The sequence below is a fragment of the Shimia sp. genome (genome assembly GCF_049116215.1).
Lineage (GTDB): Bacteria > Pseudomonadota > Alphaproteobacteria > Rhodobacterales > Rhodobacteraceae > Shimia.
Genome location: NZ_JAGDZB010000001.1, coordinates 1043700 through 1061028, shown reverse-complemented (window position 1 = coordinate 1061028; position 17329 = coordinate 1043700). Strand labels below are relative to the sequence as shown.

17 protein-coding genes and 2 tRNA genes are annotated in these 17329 nt (G+C 57.9%); 7 read left to right on the top strand and 12 right to left on the bottom strand.

Annotated elements, in window-relative coordinates:
- Positions 1-29: 29 nt before the first annotated feature.
- Together pncA and JXR15_RS05065 are read right to left on the bottom strand one after the other, a co-directional pair.
- Positions 30-626, bottom strand: a complete 597-nt coding sequence (pncA, locus tag JXR15_RS05070; RefSeq protein WP_422052131.1) for a bifunctional nicotinamidase/pyrazinamidase — start codon at positions 624-626, stop codon at positions 30-32.
- Positions 627-689: 63 nt separating this feature from the next.
- Entirely contained in the window at positions 690-1553 is an 864-nt protein-coding gene (locus JXR15_RS05065) for an N-formylglutamate amidohydrolase (RefSeq protein ID WP_422052130.1), read from the bottom strand.
- 151 nt (positions 1554-1704) lie between these two features.
- Here JXR15_RS05065 and JXR15_RS05060 point away from each other — a divergent pair.
- Positions 1705-1779 (top strand) — tRNA-Val (locus tag JXR15_RS05060).
- A gap of 76 nt (positions 1780-1855) precedes the next feature.
- Positions 1856-1981, top strand: coding sequence for a type B 50S ribosomal protein L36 (gene ykgO, locus JXR15_RS05055; protein WP_054004448.1), 126 nt, complete (start codon positions 1856-1858; stop codon positions 1979-1981).
- A gap of 77 nt (positions 1982-2058) precedes the next feature.
- Here the strand turns inward: ykgO and JXR15_RS05050 are convergent, their stop codons facing one another.
- The 4 genes from JXR15_RS05050 to petA form a co-directional block, all read right to left on the bottom strand.
- The gene (locus tag JXR15_RS05050; RefSeq protein WP_422052129.1) at positions 2059-2850 is read right to left on the bottom strand and encodes a hypothetical protein; all 792 of its coding nucleotides are present in this window, start codon (positions 2848-2850) and stop codon (positions 2059-2061) included.
- Between the two features lie 136 nt (positions 2851-2986).
- On the bottom strand, positions 2987-3778 hold the full coding sequence (locus JXR15_RS05045) for a cytochrome c1 (RefSeq protein ID WP_422052128.1): 792 nt from the start codon (positions 3776-3778) through the stop codon (positions 2987-2989).
- A gap of 14 nt (positions 3779-3792) precedes the next feature.
- Positions 3793-5106, bottom strand: coding sequence for a cytochrome b (gene petB / locus JXR15_RS05040; RefSeq protein ID WP_422052127.1), 1314 nt, complete (start codon positions 5104-5106; stop codon positions 3793-3795).
- Positions 5107-5118: 12 nt separating this feature from the next.
- Entirely contained in the window at positions 5119-5679 is a 561-nt protein-coding gene (gene petA / locus JXR15_RS05035) for a ubiquinol-cytochrome c reductase iron-sulfur subunit (RefSeq protein WP_422052125.1), read from the bottom strand.
- A 306-nt stretch (positions 5680-5985) separates the two neighbouring features.
- On the opposite strand from petA, the gene JXR15_RS05030 reads away from it, so the two are divergent.
- The 4 genes from JXR15_RS05030 (at position 5986) to fdhF (ending at position 11830) form a co-directional block, all read left to right on the top strand.
- A complete protein-coding gene (locus JXR15_RS05030) occupies positions 5986-6873 on the top strand; it encodes a LysR family transcriptional regulator (RefSeq protein WP_422052124.1) in 888 nt (295 codons plus the stop codon).
- An 85-nt stretch (positions 6874-6958) separates the two neighbouring features.
- Positions 6959-8650, top strand: a complete 1692-nt coding sequence (locus tag JXR15_RS05025) for an NAD(P)H-dependent oxidoreductase subunit E (protein WP_422052123.1) — start codon at positions 6959-6961, stop codon at positions 8648-8650.
- 1 nt (position 8651) lies between these two features.
- Positions 8652-9032, top strand: coding sequence for a VOC family protein (locus JXR15_RS05020; protein ID WP_422052122.1), 381 nt, complete (start codon positions 8652-8654; stop codon positions 9030-9032).
- A gap of 14 nt (positions 9033-9046) precedes the next feature.
- Entirely contained in the window at positions 9047-11830 is a 2784-nt protein-coding gene (gene fdhF / locus JXR15_RS05015; RefSeq protein ID WP_422052121.1) for a formate dehydrogenase subunit alpha, read from the top strand.
- A gap of 57 nt (positions 11831-11887) precedes the next feature.
- On the opposite strand, the gene JXR15_RS05010 is transcribed toward fdhF, so the two are convergent.
- The 5 genes from JXR15_RS05010 to dapF are packed head-to-tail and all read right to left on the bottom strand — an operon-like array spanning position 11888 to position 16014.
- On the bottom strand, positions 11888-12493 hold the full coding sequence (locus JXR15_RS05010) for a glutathione S-transferase (protein ID WP_422052253.1): 606 nt from the start codon (positions 12491-12493) through the stop codon (positions 11888-11890).
- A gap of 14 nt (positions 12494-12507) precedes the next feature.
- Positions 12508-13146 carry an FMN-binding negative transcriptional regulator gene (locus tag JXR15_RS05005; protein ID WP_422052120.1) on the bottom strand — a complete coding sequence of 213 codons (639 nt, stop codon included), beginning with the start codon at positions 13144-13146 and terminating at the stop codon, positions 12508-12510.
- A 42-nt stretch (positions 13147-13188) separates the two neighbouring features.
- The gene (locus JXR15_RS05000) at positions 13189-13845 is read right to left on the bottom strand and encodes a glutathione S-transferase (protein ID WP_422052119.1); all 657 of its coding nucleotides are present in this window, start codon (positions 13843-13845) and stop codon (positions 13189-13191) included.
- A 55-nt stretch (positions 13846-13900) separates the two neighbouring features.
- Positions 13901-15163 (bottom strand): tRNA (N(6)-L-threonylcarbamoyladenosine(37)-C(2))-methylthiotransferase MtaB, encoded by a 1263-nt coding sequence (mtaB, locus tag JXR15_RS04995; protein ID WP_422052118.1) that lies wholly within the window; start codon positions 15161-15163, stop codon positions 13901-13903.
- Positions 15160-16014: a diaminopimelate epimerase gene (gene dapF / locus JXR15_RS04990; protein WP_422052117.1), complete on the bottom strand. Its 855-nt coding sequence runs from the start codon at positions 16012-16014 to the stop codon at positions 15160-15162. Before dapF ends, mtaB begins: the two co-directional genes overlap by 4 nt.
- Positions 16015-16119: 105 nt before the next feature.
- Here dapF and JXR15_RS04985 point away from each other — a divergent pair.
- Positions 16120-16195 (top strand) — tRNA-Lys (locus tag JXR15_RS04985).
- A 131-nt stretch (positions 16196-16326) separates the two neighbouring features.
- Here JXR15_RS04985 and JXR15_RS04980 read toward each other — a convergent pair.
- Positions 16327-17280, bottom strand: coding sequence for a DMT family transporter (locus tag JXR15_RS04980; RefSeq protein WP_422052116.1), 954 nt, complete (start codon positions 17278-17280; stop codon positions 16327-16329).
- Between the last annotated feature and the right edge of the window lie 49 nt (positions 17281-17329).

Below are 17329 nucleotides of genomic sequence, written 5' to 3'. Positions count from 1 at the left end.
TTTGGTTAACAAACCAAGAATTTTTTCTCTCAAATGCGAGAAATTCCTGCTGCATCCATGGCATTTTTAGCAGCCTTGAGGGAGCCATCGAGATCAATCGCACGACACAGGCCTTCGCGGACCGTCACCTGGAACCCCAATCGGGCGGCGTCCAGCGCGGAGAACTGCACGCAAAAATCGGTGGCCAGCCCAACCATTGTGATCTCGGTGACACCCAGTGTTTTAAGATACCCTTCCAGACCGGTTGGGGTTTTTTGGTCGTTCTCAAAAAATGCGGAGTAGCTGTCGATGGCCGGATTTGTACCTTTTCGGATGATGACATTGGCGCGGGTCACGTCGAGGTCGGCGTGTAGGTCCGAACCAGCGCTGCCCTGCACGCAGTGGTCTGGCCACAACACCTGTGGCCCATATGGCATGTCGATCATCTCGTAGGGAGATTTGCCATCGTGGCTGCTGGCAAAAGACGAATGGCCGGCCGGATGCCAGTCTTGTGTCAGAACCACCGTGTCAAAGTCCTGCATCAGGGCGTTGATTCTGGGCACAATCTGATCGCCTTCGGGCACCGCCAGCGCGCCGCCGGGGCAAAAGTCGTTTTGCACATCAATCACAATCAAAGCGTTGGCCATTCTGGTCTCCTCGTCTTTGGCGAAAGACTTACCAACCGTGCCGGTCAGGTCAACGGCTGTGAATTATTCCGCAGCCAGACTGTTTGTGTCCGGTTTGCCCAAGGCCGCAATTTGGGCCACCACCGAGGTCAGGCGCGCGCGGAAATTCTCGTAGTCAGCATGTGGTTGGATGGTGGCCTCATCCATATAGAGCGACCGGTCAATTTCAATTTGGATTGCGTGTTGCGCCTTGAGCGGGCGACCATAGTGTTGCGTGACATACGCGCCGGCAAACGGCGTGTTGCGGGACACCACAAAGCCGGCCTTCAGGAACGCGGCTTCAATCTGATCCACCAGCTCGACATCTGCGGCGGCGCCAAAACGATCCCCAAGCACAATTTCGGGCCGCGGTACGCCACGGCGGGAGGCGCCTTGCACGGCTTCTCGCGGCATGGAGTGGCAATCAATCAAAATCGCTTCGCCAAACGCCTGCCTGGCTGTTTCGAGCAAAGTTTGCAGCGCAGTGTGGTACGGGCGCCAATATGTCTCGATGCGGTCATCCGCCTCTGCACGGGTCATTTTGCCGTGATAGATCGCCCGCCCGTTTGCGACCACGCGCGGAATCACCCCGAGGCCCGAGGCAACACGTGGATTGTGTCCCACCTTGCGTACGCCTTGGATCAAGGCAGGGTCCAGCTCCTCGGCCGCGCGATTCAGGTCCAACAAGGCTCTGGGTGCCTGCGCCACAAGGAACGGTGCGCCAAAATTGGGTGCCTCCGCAAAGAGTTGGTCGACGTAAGCATCTTCGGATGAGCGAATCGTGTGCGCATTGAGCAAAGACCGCCGAATAAACCACTCCGGATAGTCACAGCCGCTATGCGGCGAGGCAAAAACCACCGATGTCTGCACGGTTTGAGGCTCAAAAATGCGGTAGGCGGGCGTTTGCATCGTCTCTCCTGTTCCCTCAAACTATAGACGAAAAAATTACTGCGCCAAAAGCCCTTGATCCCCCCTGCGACTCCTTTTATAGAGACCGCCACTGGCGCGGGTTTTCCGCGCCCCCTTTCGTTAGGGGGAGTTTGATCCAAGCTGGTAGTAAGGGCGATTAGCTCAGCGGTAGAGCACTTCGTTGACATCGAAGGGGTCACTGGTTCGATCCCAGTATCGCCCACCATGAATTCATCGCCTCTCACTTTGAGAGGTCCCGTAACCCCAGGCGCACGCCGCGCCGCGAAATGAGGAGAAGACCCATGAAGGTCAAGAACTCGCTCCGCTCGCTCAAGAACCGGCACCGCGATTGCCGGATCGTGCGCCGCAAGGGCCGCGTTTACGTGATCAATAAGACCCAGCGTCGCTTCAAAGCACGTCAGGGCTAAGTCGTAAGACTTACATCACAGCGAAGAAGAAGCCGCCTTTGGGCGGCTTTTTTGTTGCAAGCACCGTTGTTTCGCACTCACTTGAACGTATAGGCGTAAGCAATAAAGGGGCCGGTCGAGTAGAAATCCGCCCCAAACGCACCGTCAGACCTAGTGGTTTCAAAATTGATGTCGTAATGGCGCCAGCCGAACACCACAGATGAGCGTTCATTGAATTGTTTGGAAATAGCGAGATTGGCGCTCCAGGCGAGCTTATTGCCATTTGCGCCAAAGCCACTGGCATCCACCGCAACAGCACCTGTCCAAGTGTCCGCGATTTCCCAGGCATAGCGCGCGCCCACCACCGGTTCCCACCAACGTTCAGTCCCGCCAGCATCCACAAGCCCACCAGAGCCAACCACGCTTTGCGTGAGGCGATTGTAGCGCGCGCCGCCTTGCACGTCGAAGGCAAAGGGACGGCCATTGCCCATCTCACCGCTCAGGGCGCGATACCCCACCATCAGCCCCAACCAGCTTTGTGTGGATTCCACTTCTGCAGTTCGGCCTGCTCTTGGGCCGGAGGAGATCGTTCCAGTCTCGCTTAGTCCGATGTAATGCCCCTCGGCAATCAAGCCCAGCCGTCCATTCCAAGCTTCAAACCGGCCGGTGGCCGTAAAATCCAAATGCTCTAGAGCGTCGCGCAAATTCATGTCCAGCGCGGCGGTGTTACCCGCCACAGTGACATCGCCGTTGGTTTTGGCAGCCGCAAACAGGCCAAGCGTGCCGCGGATGCGCCAATCATCTGAATCAGAAAGCGTTATGGGGTTGGCCAAAAGCGGGCTGCTGCCCCAGAAGAGCAGGGTCGATAGCGCTGTAAAAAATCGAAACATCTAGAGCCTCCGGTCCTGTGAGTCCCGTCGCCTGATCCAATGTGCGCCCGATTCTATGGTTTTCCAAAGCAAAAAATGAAAGCGCCCCGCCAGGGTGACCCGGCGAGGCGCAAATATTTGGATCTCTGTCAGCTCATTAGAGGTTGAGCTTTTTGCCTTTGATCGGCGCCCAGAGCTTCTTGTTGGTCAGGTAGAGCAACACGCTGAGCAGTGTCAGGAACAGAACCGCTGTCAGGCCTGCGCGCTGACGGGCCATCATTTTTGGTTCGGCTGTCCACATCAGGAAGGCGGCCGTATCCTCTGCCACGTGGTGCAGGGAGTTGGAGTGGCCATCGGCGTACTCCACATCCTCACCATACAGTGGAGGTGCCATGGCGATCCAACCACCCGGGAAGGCGGTGTTTTCGTAGAAGGTGGTGCCAGCTTCTTCTTTCTCCTCACCGGTGTAACCGGTCAGCAGAGAGTAGATGTACTCTGCGCCACCCATGCCTTTGACCAGCTGGTTGATGCCGGTGCCCTGCGGACCGTGGAAGCCTGCGCGTGCTTTGGCCATCAAGCTGAGGTCCGGCGCTTCTGCCAGACCGCTCTCAGGGAAGTGGTCGGTTGGCGCCCGAGGGCGATCATCGTCCAGCTCCGGATCAAAGATGTCGAACTGCGCCGCGTAAGCACGCACCTGATCTTCCGGCAGGTGTGGACCACCTTCGTCAGCCAGTGTGCGCAGCGGGACATACTTCAGGCCGTGACACGCTGAGCAAACCTCGGTGTAGACCTGAAGGCCACGTTGCAGCTGGTTCTGGTCAAATTTGCCAAACGGACCTTCAAAGGAGAAGTCGATGTCTTCGACGTGGCCTGCGCCACCTGCAGCCATCGCGCCACCTGCCGAGAAGGACAGGGCGGCCAAAGCAGCAATGCTAAGTTTCTTAAGCATAATCCTGGTTCCTCTTATTCAGCAGGTTTGCCGTAGTGGGCGTTGAAGTCTTCTTCGATGGTGGCCGGCGGAGTTGTCGGCTTTTCGATCACACCGAGGATCGGCAGGATCACAAAGAAGTAAGCGAACCAGTATGTCGCACCGATCAAGGAGATGGTGGAATATGGCGGTTCTGCTGGCATCGCGCCGGCCCACATCAGAACGATGAAGTCGACAACCAGAAGGGCGTACCACCACTTGAACATCGGACGGTAACGACCGGAGCGCACGCGGGAGGTATCGAGCCATGGCACCAAAGCCATCGCAATGATCGCACCAAACATCGCCAGAACACCAAAGAACTTCGCGTCGATGATGCCACCGGTGATCCAGCTGGCACCCATCACAACCCAAACGTCGGCAGTGAAGGCACGCAGGATGGCGTAGAACGGCAGGAAGTACCATTCAGGCACGATGTGTGCAGGTGTCGCCAGCGGGTTGGCTTCGAGATAGTTGTCCGGGTGACCCAGGTAGTTAGGCATAAAGCCTACGATCGCGAAGAAGATGGTCAGAACAATTGCCAGGCCCACGAGATCTTTGATCACGAAGTAAGGCCAGAACGGCAGGGTGTCTTTCTCAGCTTCTTCTTTGGAACCCTTACGAACATCAACACCGGTTGGGTTGTTGTTGCCCGTGGTGTGGAACGCCCAGATGTGCACAACTACCAGAGCGGCAATCACAAACGGCACCAGATAGTGCAGCGAGAAGAACCGGTTCAGCGTGGCGTTGTCCACCGCTGGTCCACCCAGCAGCCAGGTCTGGATCGCTTCGCCCACAAATGGGATCGCGCCAAACAGGCCGGTGATCACGGTTGCACCCCAGAAGGACATCTGACCCCAAGGCAGAACGTAGCCCATGAAGCCTGCGGCCATCATCAGAAGGTAGATGATCATGCCAACAATCCATGTGATCTCACGTGGGGCTTTATAAGAGCCGTAGTAGAGGCCACGGAAGATGTGGATGTAGACAGCAAAGAAGAACAGCGAGGCGCCGTTCATGTGGATATAGCGGATCATGTGACCGCCGTTCACGTTGCGCATGATGTGCTCAACGGAAGCAAACGCCAGATCAACGTGCGGGGTGTAGTGCATCACCAGAACAATGCCGGTGACAATTTGCAGCACCAGGCAGAACGCCAGAACGATGCCCCAAATCCACCACCAGTTCAGGTTCTTTGGCGTTGGAATCATCAGGGTGTTGTACAGCAGACCGATGATCGGAAGGCGGCTTTCAACCCATTTTTCGCCCTTGGTCTTGGGCTCGTAGTGATCGTGTGGGATACCAGACATACGCGCGTCTCCTTATCCGAGGACCAGTTCGCTGCCCTCAAAGCGGGCAACAGGAACGTGGAGGTTTTCAGGAGCCGGACCTTTGCGGATGCGGCCGGAGGTGTCGTAGTGCGAGCCGTGGCATGGGCAGAACCAGCCACCAAAGTCACCAGCGCCGTCGCCCAGAGGCACACAACCGAGGTGGGTACACACGCCCATCATTACCAGCCATTCGCCGGTTTCATCCATCGCGCGGTTTTCATCCGCAGCGTCGGTGCCTGGCTTGTTGGCGTTTTGAGACGCTTGGTCGATGGACAGGTCGTCCATGGTGACCGCACGGGCTTCGTCGATCTCAGTTTGGGTGCGGCGGCGAATAAACACCGGCTTACCAAGCCATTTCACAGTCAACTGCGTACCTGGCTCAATGCCGGATGTATCAACGCGAATCGAGGAGAGCGCGCGCACATCGGCGGAGGGGTTCATCTGATTGACCAGCGGCCAGACGGCGGCACCAGTAGCCACGGCACCTGCGCCAGCGGTGGCGTAGTAGAGAAAGTCTCTCCGGGTGCCTTCGTGATCTTCTGCGTGGGACACGAGGTTCCTCCATTTTTCAGCCGACAAGCGGCCCATATCGGTTCGGGCCGCAGTTACCCGCAGCCTCTCTCCGCCGCTATTTAACGAAGGTGGTGCAACCCGTCCAGCGAACATTCGCTTATCTTGTACTGTCGCGTCCCCTTGTCGCGCTTGATGACACGGTTTTTCAGGCAATGGGCCGCAATATTCTTACCCTGTGCTTTGGATTTTGCGCCCCGAACCGCTCGAATCGCGGGCGAGTCCGCAGGCTGGCGCAGGCCATGTAAAGCCGCTAGAGCTTGACCCACAGCCAAGCGGAGCGGCCTTTTGATCAGCCTGAAAGACCTAGAATTTCTGTCCTCACTGGCCCGTCACGGACATTTTGCACGGGCTGCGGAGGAATGTGGCGTGTCCCAGCCTGCGTTCAGCATGCGCATTCGCAAGATGGAAGAACGCCTCGACGCGGCAATTGTGAAACGCGGCAACCGGTTTTTGGGCTTCACTCCGGAAGGGGAAGCACTGGTGCGTCACGCCCGCAAAATCATGGACAGTGTGAAGCTGCTCGAAGAGGATTTTCGCTCCGCCGGTGGAGAAATCACCGGGAAACTTGCGATTGGCGTGGTGCCAACCGCTGTGGGATTTGCAGCGGACACGGTTCAGAAACTGCGCACGGTCCACCCAGGGATTGTTGTGCGGGTGCAAGCGGCCTCATCCCTGGCCATCCAACAGGGATTGGAAAACGGGGTTTTTGACGCTGGGATAACCTATGGCGAGGGCGTGTCGCCGGAAATGATGCGCGTCGAGCATCTCTATCACGAGGCCTATCTGCTGCTGTCCCCCAAAGAACTTGCGCCGCGTGAGCGTGGCAACGCCAGCTGGGAAGAAGCCGCACAATTGCCTTTGAGCTTGCTGGAGCCGGGTATGCAGAACCGGCGCATCCTTGATTTGGTGTTTCGCGACATCGGTGTGGTGCCCACGGTGGTGGCGGAAACCGGGGAATTCACCTCCTCTATGTTAATGGCAGCCAATGGGATGGCGGCGACGGTCATTCCGGAAGGCTTGGCCAACAGCCTGGGAAAGATGGCAGGCACCGTTGCGCTGCCCTTAACCGATCCGGTGGTGCAAAAAGACGTGAGCCTGATCTCTCCACACCGCGATCCAGGATTGTCCACGGTTGAAGCGCTTCGTCGTGCGCTCAACCTGAATAATTCATAAGCAAAACTGATCGCAACTTAAGCTTTACCTGATTGATTATCAGTTTGCGTGATGCCACCCTGAGCCATCTGGCAGGGAGGTGACCATGGTACCGCTGGACGAGTCCAAAGGTGTTTGGAAGAAAAAAGGCACAGGCAAATCGCGACGCACGCCCAAGGGGCGGCAGGTCGATGATACTGCTTTGACGGACGTGCAGACGCTTTTGGGAGAGATGCCCAGACGTCGTGACTTGCTGATCGAATTTTTGCATCTCATTCAAGACGCTTACGGGCATTTGTCCGCCGCGCACATCCGCGCTTTGGCGGAAGAAATGCGCGTTGGGCAAGCTGAGATTTACGAGGTGGCCACCTTCTATGCCCACTTCGATGTGGTCACCGACGACGAGACTCCGCCCCCTGCCCTAACCATTCGAGTGTGTGATTCGCTGTCCTGCGAATTGGCCGGAGCCGAACAGCTGCACAAAGCGCTGAAAGACGGCATGGATCCTTCCAAAGTGCGGGTCCTGCGCGCGCCTTGCATGGGGCGTTGTGATACCGCACCCACATTGGAGTTGGGCCACAACCACATTGACCACGCCACGGTGGAAAAGGTTGAAGCAGCGATTGCCGCAGATGACACCCACACGCATATTCCTGAGTATGAAGACTTCGCAGCCTATCAAGCCGAAGGTGGCTTTACGGAGCTGAGCAGGCTTCGCGATGGCGGTGATTGGGAAACGGTGCAGGAACAAGTGCTGGCCAGCGGGCTGCGTGGGCTTGGCGGCGCGGGATTCCCTTCGGGCAAGAAGTGGGGCTTTGTGCGCGCAAACGCTGGGCCACGTTACCTTGCAGTGAACGGCGACGAGGGTGAGCCGGGCACGTTTAAAGACCGCTACTACTTAGAGCGCCGCCCGCATCTGTTCCTTGAGGGCATGTTGGTTGCGGCCTGGGCCGTGGAAGCGGAGACCTGCTTTATCTATCTGCGCGATGAATACCCGGCGGTGCGCCTCATTCTGACACGAGAGATTGCCAAACTGGAAGCCGCTGGAATTGTGGAGCCGGGGTACATTGATCTGCGCCGTGGCGCGGGCGCCTACATCTGCGGTGAAGAAAGCGCGATGATTGAGTCGCTGGAGGGCAAGCGCGGATTGCCCCGTCACCGGCCGCCGTTTGTGGCCCAAGTTGGCATCTTCAACCGCCCCACCTTGGTGCACAACGTCGAAACGCTCTATTGGGTGGCACGGATTGTGCGCGAAGGCGCAGAAGCAATGTCTTCTGTTGAACTCAATGGTCGCACCGGCCTGCGCAGCTATTCCGTATCTGGCCGCGTAAAAGAGCCGGGCGTGTATGAACTGCCAGCTGGGTCCACCATTTTGGACATCATCGATGCCGCAGGCGGCATGATGGACGGACATAACTTCAAAGCCTTTCAGCCGGGTGGGCCTTCCTCCGGCCTTTTGCCCGCCTCGATGTCTGATGTGCCTTTGGATTTTGACACCTTACAACCACTTGGCACCTTTATTGGATCTGCTGCTGTGGTGGTACTGTCAGATCAGGACAGCGCCCGAGATGCGGCTCTAAACATGCTGAAGTTCTTCGAAGATGAGAGCTGTGGCCAATGTACGCCGTGCCGGACGGGCTGTGAGAAAGCTGTTAAACTGATGCAAGCGGACAGTTGGGATCAGCCCCTGCTGGAAGATCTGTGTCAGGTGATGAGTGATGCCAGCATTTGTGGCCTTGGGCAGGCTGCGCCCAATCCGATCCGCCTTGTGATGAAGCATTTCAGCGAGGAGATTTAGGATGACACAGATGGATTTGGGCGCGTTTTCGGTGAGCTTGGCCGTGAAAGATCTGGCGGCCAGCCGCGCGTTTTACGAAAAGCTTGGGTTTGAAATGATGGGCGGACAGCCTGCCGAGAACTGGTGCATTTTGAAAAACGGCGACCATGTGATTGGGCTGTTTCAGGATATGTTTGAAGGCAACATCCTGACGTTTAATCCCGGCTGGGATCAGAGCGCGCAGAACACCGACGCGTTCACCGATGTGCGGGACCTGCAAAAACAACTTAAGGACAAAGGCCTTGAGTTGATGAGCGAGGCGGATGAGGCCTCTGAGGGGCCCGCGAGCCTGATGCTGCAAGATCCGGATGGCAACACCATCCTGATCGACCAACACCGATAAAGAGCGAGGTCGCCATGCTTGACGCCAGCCAGACCAACACTGTGACCTTTTCCCTGGATGGGAAGGACGTGACCGTACCCGAAGGCACCAGCATCTGGGATGCGGCCAATGGACAAGGGTTTGTGATCCCGCATCTTTGTCACAGACCGGCCAAGAGTTACCGCCCGGATGGCAATTGCCGCGCCTGTGTGGTGGAGGTGGAAGGGGAGCGCACGCTTGCGGCCTCCTGCATTCGCCCTGCCACAGAAGGCATGGTGGTGCACACCCAATCCGAGCGGGCGGTGAAAGCGCGGGAGATGGTGATCGAACTTTTGGCTGCCGATCAGCCCGAAGTGAAGCACGACGCCAGTAGCCATTTTGCCGACATGGCGACCCAAGTTGGGGTGGAACAGTCTCGTTTCCCGGCCAAAGCGCCAGAGTCTGTACCGCTGTTGGATGCCAGCCACGTGGCGATGAGCGTCAATCTGGATGCCTGTATTCACTGTAACCTCTGTGTGCGGGCGTGCCGCGAGGTGCAGGTCAACGATGTGATCGGCATGAGCGGGCGCGGGGCTGAAGCCAAGATTGTGTTTGATCAGGACGACGCCATGGGTGCCTCATCCTGTGTGGCCTGCGGCGAATGTGTGCAGGCCTGCCCCACCGGCGCATTGATGCCAGCGGCCGTTTTGGACGAAACCGGCGCAGGCGACAGCGCGGACTATGACCGCGAAGTCAAAAGCGTCTGCCCTTATTGCGGTGTGGGCTGTCAAATCAGCTTCAAGGTCAAAGACAACAAGATCAAATATGTTGAGGGCATCGACGGGCCGGCGAATGAAAACCGGCTGTGTGTGAAAGGCCGGTTTGGCTTTGACTACATCGAGCACCCACACCGTTTGACCAAACCATTGATCCGCCGCGAGGATGCACCCGCGAAAGGGTTGAACGTCGATCCCGGCAATCTGCTCACGCATTTCCGCGAAGCGAGCTGGGAGGAGGCGCTGGATGCGGCGGCGGGTGGTTTGGCCAAGCTGCGGGCAGAAAAAGGCACGAATGTTGCTGGATTCGGCTCTGCGAAGTGTTCCAACGAGGAGGCTTACCTGTTCCAAAAGCTGATCCGTCAGGGTTTTGGTCACAACAATGTCGACCACTGCACGCGGCTGTGTCACGCCTCCTCTGTTTCCGCACTGTTGGAGAATGTAGGCTCCGGCGCGGTGACCGCGACATTCAACGAGATCGAAAACGCCGATGTGGCCATTGCGATTGGCTGCAACCCAATTGAGAACCACCCGGTGGCGGCGACCTATTTTAAGCAATTCGCCAAACGCGGCGGCAAGTTGATTGTCTGTGACCCGCGGGGTGTGGGCCTTGGCAAACACGCCAGCCACAAGCTGCAATTCAAGCCGGGCGCAGATGTCTCCATGCTGAACGCGATCATGCATGTGATCGTCGAAGAAGAGCTTTATGACGCGGATTACATAACGCAGTTCACCGAGAACTGGGACGAGATGAAATCGCATCTGAAAGACTTCTCTCCTGAGGCGATGGAGTCGATCTGCGGCCTTGATCCGGAGTTGTTGCGCGACGCGGCGCGGACCTTTGCCAAAGGCAAGGCGGGCATGATTTTCTGGGGCATGGGTGTGTCACAGCACATTCACGGTACCGACAATGCACGCTGTCTGATTGCCTTGGCGCTGATGACTGGCAATGTGGGCAAATCGGGCGCGGGTCTGCACCCGCTGCGAGGTCAGAACAACGTGCAAGGTGCGTCTGATGCGGGCCTGATCCCGATGTTCCTGCCAGACTATCAGTCGGTGATGGATGATGGTGTGCGCTCGGCCTTTACCAAGGTTTGGGGCAGCGAGGATTTCTCCGCTCAGAAAGGCCTCACGGTGGTGGAGATCATGCATGCGATCCATGATGGCGACATCAAAGGCATGTATATTTTGGGTGAAAATCCGGCGATGTCGGACCCGGATGTGGATCATGCACGGGACGCGCTGGCGATGCTGGACCATCTGGTTGTGCAGGACATCTTCCTCACAGAAACTGCCAACTATGCTGATGTGATCCTGCCAAGCTCCGCTTGGTACGAAAAGTCCGGCACGGTAACCAACACCAATCGACAGGTGCAGATGGGCCGTTCTGTGACGGCGCCTCCCGGTGAGGCCAAGGAAGATTGGTGGATCGAGGTAGAGCTGGCGAAACGGCTGGGGCTGAACTGGGATTACACGCACCCCAAAGAGGTGTTTGCCGAGATGAAGCTCAACATGGGCTCGCTCGACAACATTACTTGGGAACGGCTTGAAGGCGAAGCAGTGACCTATCCGTCGCTGTCGCCGGAAGACCCCGGGCAGGCAATTGTGTTTGGTGATGGCTTCCCACGCGAAAACAAGCGCGCGCGGTTTACGCCTGCGTCGGTGATTGCGCCAGATGACAAGCAAAACGAAGACTATCCGATGGTCTTGATCACAGGGCGGCAGCTGGAGCATTGGCACACGGGATCAATGACCCGTCGCGCCAGCACGCTGGATGCGTTGGAGCCGGAAGCGAACTGTTCCTTGCATCCGTCGACTTTGCGCAAGCTGGGGGTTGAGGCTGGCGAATACGTGGCGCTGACCACGCGGCGCGGGACAGTGACCGTGATGGCGCGGGCGGATCGTGCGGTAGCGCCGGACAATGTGTTCCTGCCGTTTGCCTATGTCGAAGCGGCGGCCAATATCCTGACCAATGCCGCGCTAGATCCATATGGGAAAATCCCGGAGTTCAAGTTTTCCGCAGTGAAAGTGGAGAAGGCGGAGACGCCAATCGCGGCGGAATAGAGACTGTTTCTAACACAGCAAGGCCGCGTCCCAAATCGGGAGCGCGGCCTTTTTTGTTCAATCGCTTGGCACCGTGGCCATCATACTCTCACGCTTGGAAAACTCGGCGTACCAGCCCGCCAGACCATCGCGGCCCTTGCGCCAATCCCGATCCCCATGGCGGAAATCGAGATAACCCAGCGCGCAGCCTACAGCGATTTGTCCCATGTCGAGCGGCCCAAACAAGTGGCTCATCCAGCGCTCATTGATCGCATCCAGCGCGCCTTCGACCTTGCCCCACTGCGCGGAGAGCCAGTCGTCAAACACCATCTCTTCCGGGCGCAGGCGTTTTTCGTAGACCATCAGGACGGCGGCTTCGAGAATGCCGTCCGCAGTGGCTTCCAGCGTCAACACATCCCAAAGGCGGTCTTCAGGGTAGAGGTCCGCCCCCGTGCGGGCCACCAGATAGCGACAAATCACCCGGCTGTCGTAAATCGCCGGGCCATCGGGACGCACCAGTGCGGGAATTTTACCCAACGGGTTGGCGGCGGCGGCCTCATCTGCGGTGCTGAGTGCGGTGGTGTGCACGCGGGTCAGCTCCACATCATCCGTCTGGCCAGTCTCCGCCAAGGTCACGCGCACCTTGCGCACAAACGGTGAGGCCGGGGAATGGATCAGCTGCAATTTGGACATCTCAATTACTCCGTATCGGGGTCGGCAAAAGGGGATTGCATCAAAGCGGCGAGTTCGCGGGCCTCGCTGCCAAAGCCGTAGGCGGCCATTTGGTCAGCGGCGGCATGACGGACCTCCGCGGGTTTGTTTTGACCCAGCTTCCAGGTGCCCTGCACATCCTCAATTGTGAGACGATAAGGCACGATCATCCGCAACATGCGCTCAAAGCTGTCGCCACTCATCTTGGCCCGGGTCCAAGGCGGTTTGGGCAGCAGGTTGGCTTCAAAATGCGCGGACAGGCGGTCCAAGAGATTGGGCAAGTCGTCTTGTGGCAACGGCGTCAGATGTCCCGTGATCTGCACCGCAACATAGTTCCACGTCGGGACCTGATCGTCTGCGTTATACCAATCCGGAGAGACATAGCCGTCCGGCCCACTCACCGCCAATCGCGCAGGGGTGACGCTTTTGACGGCGCGGGCCATGGGATTGGAGCGCACCAGGTGCAGATCTGCGGTTTTGCCATCTTCGGATAGAAGAAACGGAACGTGGCTCAACATCGGCGCAACGTCAGGTGCAGAGATCGCGAGCATGCCAAAGCCACGCTCCTTGGCGAAAGCCAGGTTCTTGTCCTCTGCGGTGCCGCGGAAGGCCGGATTGGGATGCATGATGCGCCTCGTCTCTGATTTGGCGCGATCGTGCAGGGGGGATTACGGATTGGCAACCGCTATTGCGCGCTCAAAGCGCAGTGGTTCATCCCCTTCGCGCCACATCGGCAGTTTGGGCATGATCGCGGCGAACCGTTCGGACGCAATAAAGCCTTCGAGCCAGCGGGACAGATTGGCCCCCGCGTCCGCATCAAAGCGGGGTTTGTTGATAAAGGCGAACTGGCGCACAAACGGCAGAATTGCCATGTCGGCCAGGCTGGGCGTGTCGCCAAAGAGCCAGGGTTTGTCACCGATCTGTTGAGCCAATTTGGACAGAAAGGACATGGCGTTGGCCCGCGACTCTTCCGGGTCCAACTCCGGATAGCGTGAATGGTATTTGGTGTGGTCCAACGCAGCCTTAAAAGGCCCATCCGCCTCGCCAATCAGCTCATGGCCCAGTTCTGGCATATCCAGCCAGCCTTCCGGATCATTTTGCTGCAGCGCCCAGATCATCACGTCAAGACTTTCGTCAATCACATGACCTTCCGCTTTCAGACAAGGCACCGTTCCGCTTGGGGAAGCTTCGAGAAACGCAGGCGCCTTGTCGCGCAGCAAAATCTCACGCAGCTCCACCGCCGCACCGGAGACCGCCACCGCCAAACGTGCGCGCATCGCATATGGGCAACGGCGGAAGGAATAGAGAACGGGCAATTCAGTCATCTTGTTTTCTCTGTCCAGAAATATCCCGGGGGTTTGGGGGCTGGCCCCCAAGTGCTTAGGCGACCAGCTGTTGCCCGCGCACATCAAGGATGGATGCAGTCACAATCGCGCCCTCCTCTTGCGGCGCATCAAACATGACTTCGGTAAACTGTTCCGTGCGGCCCATGGTGGGGTTTTCCATCAGGATGTGATGGGTCTTGCCAAGCTGCGCCGCCAGATGTTTCTGCACCTGTGCCGCCCCTGCTTCGCGTAATTGCGCCGCCCGGCCTTTGATCACGTTGCCGTTCACCTGACTGGGGATTTTGGCCGCCGGGGTGCCTTCGCGCTTGGAATAAGGGAAGACATGCAGCCAGGTGAGGTCACAGTCCTGCACCAGCTTCAACGAGTTCTCAAAATGCGCTTCGGTTTCTGTGGGGAAGCCGGCAATAATATCCGCGCCAAAGGTCATCTCTGGACGCAGCCTTTTGGCCTCTTCGCAGAAGCGTATGGCGTCATCGCGCAAGTGGCGGCGGGCCATGCGTTTGAGGATCAGGTCATCGCCGTGCTGCAAGCTCAGATGCAGATGTGGCATCAGGCGTGGCTCTGAAGCTATGGCCAACATCAGGTTTTCATCCACCTCAATGCTGTCGATCGAACTGATCCGAAGGCGAGGCAGATCCGGCACCAGCTTGAGGATTCGCATGACCAGATCGCCCAGCTTCGGTTGCATCGGCTGATCCGCGCCCCAGCTGGTCAGGTCCACGCCGGTCAGCACAACTTCGTTGAAGCCTTTGTCCACCAGACGTTTGATTTGATCGACCACCACACCGGCAGGAACCGAACGGGAATTGCCGCGGCCATAAGGAATGATGCAAAAGGTGCAGCGGTGATCACAGCCGTTTTGCACCTGCACGTAGGCGCGTGAGCGGGTGCCAAAACCGTCAATCAGGTGCCCGGCGGTCTCCGTCACCGACATGATATCGTCGACCTGCACCTTTTCGGTCTCACCAATGAAGTCGGCGGCCATGCCCTGCCAGGTGGCAGGGTTCATCTTTTCGGTGTTGCCAATGACCTTGTCGACTTCGCCCATGGCGGCAAACGTCTCTGGCTCGACCTGTGCGGCACAGCCGGTGACAATGATCTGGGCATCCGGATTGTCACGGCGCAGGCGGCGGATTTCCTGACGGCTTTTGCGCACCGCCTCTGCCGTCACCGCGCAGGTGTTCACAATCACAGCATTCTCAAGACCGGCGGATTGCGCCATGTCTTTCATCGCCTCTGATTCATAAGAATTCAGGCGACAGCCCAGCGTGGTGAACTTTGGCGGTGCGGCGGTCATTTGTGCCGCTCCAGAAAGGCTGCGGTGAACTGACCGGACATGACATGTTCGGTCTCACCCGTCATCCAGACGCCGTCTTCGGCCCAATTGATCCAAAGCGTGCCGCCATCCAGATCGATCTGCACCTCACGGCCGGTCAGACCACGGCGGGCGGCGGCCACAGCGGTGGCACAGCTGGAAGAGCCTGAAGCGAGAGTCGTGCCGACACCGCGCTCCCAGACGCGCATGCGGATGTGGTTTTCCCCGATGATCTGCGCAACCTGCACATTGGTGCGCTTAGGATAGAGCGGGTGATGCTCATGTGCTGCACCAAAGGCTTCTAGGTTCACGCTCTCTACGTTGTCTACAAAAAAGGTGCAGTGCGGGTTGCCCATGCCGGTGGCGGTCGGCGCGCCGTCGATCGGCAGCTCCAACGTGTCCATCTCATTTGCAAGCGGCACTTCGTGCCACAAAAGTTGCGGATGGCCCATGTTCACCGACACCAGACCGTTGCCAGCCTCGCGGGCCAACAATGTGCCGCGATCCGTGGTCAGGGTTAACGACTCAGCCCCCGACTCATCCATCAGATGCCGCGCGATACAGCGGGTGGCGTTTCCACAAGCGGCCGAGGTCGAGCCATCGGCATTGTAAAACGTCAGGTGTGCGTCTGCGTTGCTGCCCTCTGTGCCATAGGTGATCACCGCAAGCTGATCAAATCCCACACCTTTTTGGCGGTGTGCGATGGCGGTTATTTGATTTTCACTCAGCGCAAAGGCGCGCGTGCGGGCATCGACAACGACAAAATCATTGCCCAGCCCATGCATTTTCATGAACGCCAAAGGGGTTTCAACACGTGTATCCATTGGGCGCATATACGCCCGTTGAACATCCTTTTCCAGTATGGCGAATTTTTTCTTGAGAATCGGCTTGACCCCTTCGTTCAGTCGGCTTAGTAACCGCGCACCAACACAGAGAGTGGGCCGTTAGCTCAGTTGGTAGAGCAACTGACTTTTAATCAGTAGGTCGAAGGTTCGAACCCTTCACGGCTCACCACTTTCAAACAAAACCCCGCCATCGGCGGGGTTTTGTTGTTTTGGGATCTCTTTAAAAAGCACGTTGAGAGCGTGCGGCCTGTGGGCCATCACACTCCTTTAGAGCCTTCCGCCGGTACTAAGTGGCGTGCCTCAAACGGAGTTGTTCTCATTGGATCGGCGCAGAGCCTGGCTGACCCGAAAGTTGCCGGGCGACAGGCCGCGAGAACGCGTGCGCAAAACCGGGGTTTGCTCGGACGTGCCGCCGGTGGCTTCGCGGGCGATAATAAAGAGACCACTGGCGACGATCACCGCCGCGCCTATCAGGGTTGGCGCATCTGGAGATTCGTCAAACAGAAACACGCCAAAGAGCACCGCCCAGATGATTTGTGAATACTGCATGGGAGCAACCAAAGCCGCTTCGCCAAGGGTATATGCGGAGACCATGAGCAAGGTGGCGACAAAGCCAAAGACCGCAACAATGGCAAAACCTGCCAAATCGGGGGCGGAAACCGGGTGATAGACAAAAGCCATGGCCACGGACATCGCAACCACGCTGATCAGCAGCGGATAGAGCATCAGCACCACGCGTCGCTCGTCCTGGCCAATTTTTCGCACGATCACTGACTGCAACGCAGCGGTGCCTGCGGCCACCAAAGCAGCCAAGTGGCCGAGGTTCAACTCAGTTGCGCCGGGGCGGACCACAATCATCACGCCCATGAGGCCAACCAAAACCGCCAACATACGCCAGATGCCAACTTTCTCGCCCAAAACGGGTATGGCCAGAACCGTGACCAATAACGGCGTTGAGAACAACAACGCATAGACCTGCGCCAGCGGTAGAACTGAAAAGGCATAGAAGGCAGCGGTAGGGCAGATGACAACGCAGAGTGAGCGTAACGCAACCCACCACGGGTGCACGGGGCGAAGGTTGCCATGAGTGGGATCGCGCACCAGCATCAGAGTGATCAGCGGAAAGCTAAACAACGCCGAAAAGAACACGATCTGAAACGGCGAAAACGTCGCGCCGAGGTGTTTCACCACGACGTCATGTGTCGAATAGATTGCAAAGGCCAGCAGGGCCAGCAGGGTCGCTTTCAGATTCATGGGGTACTCCGCGCTTGGTGGCGCTAACGGATTGAGTTTTCCGATGTGT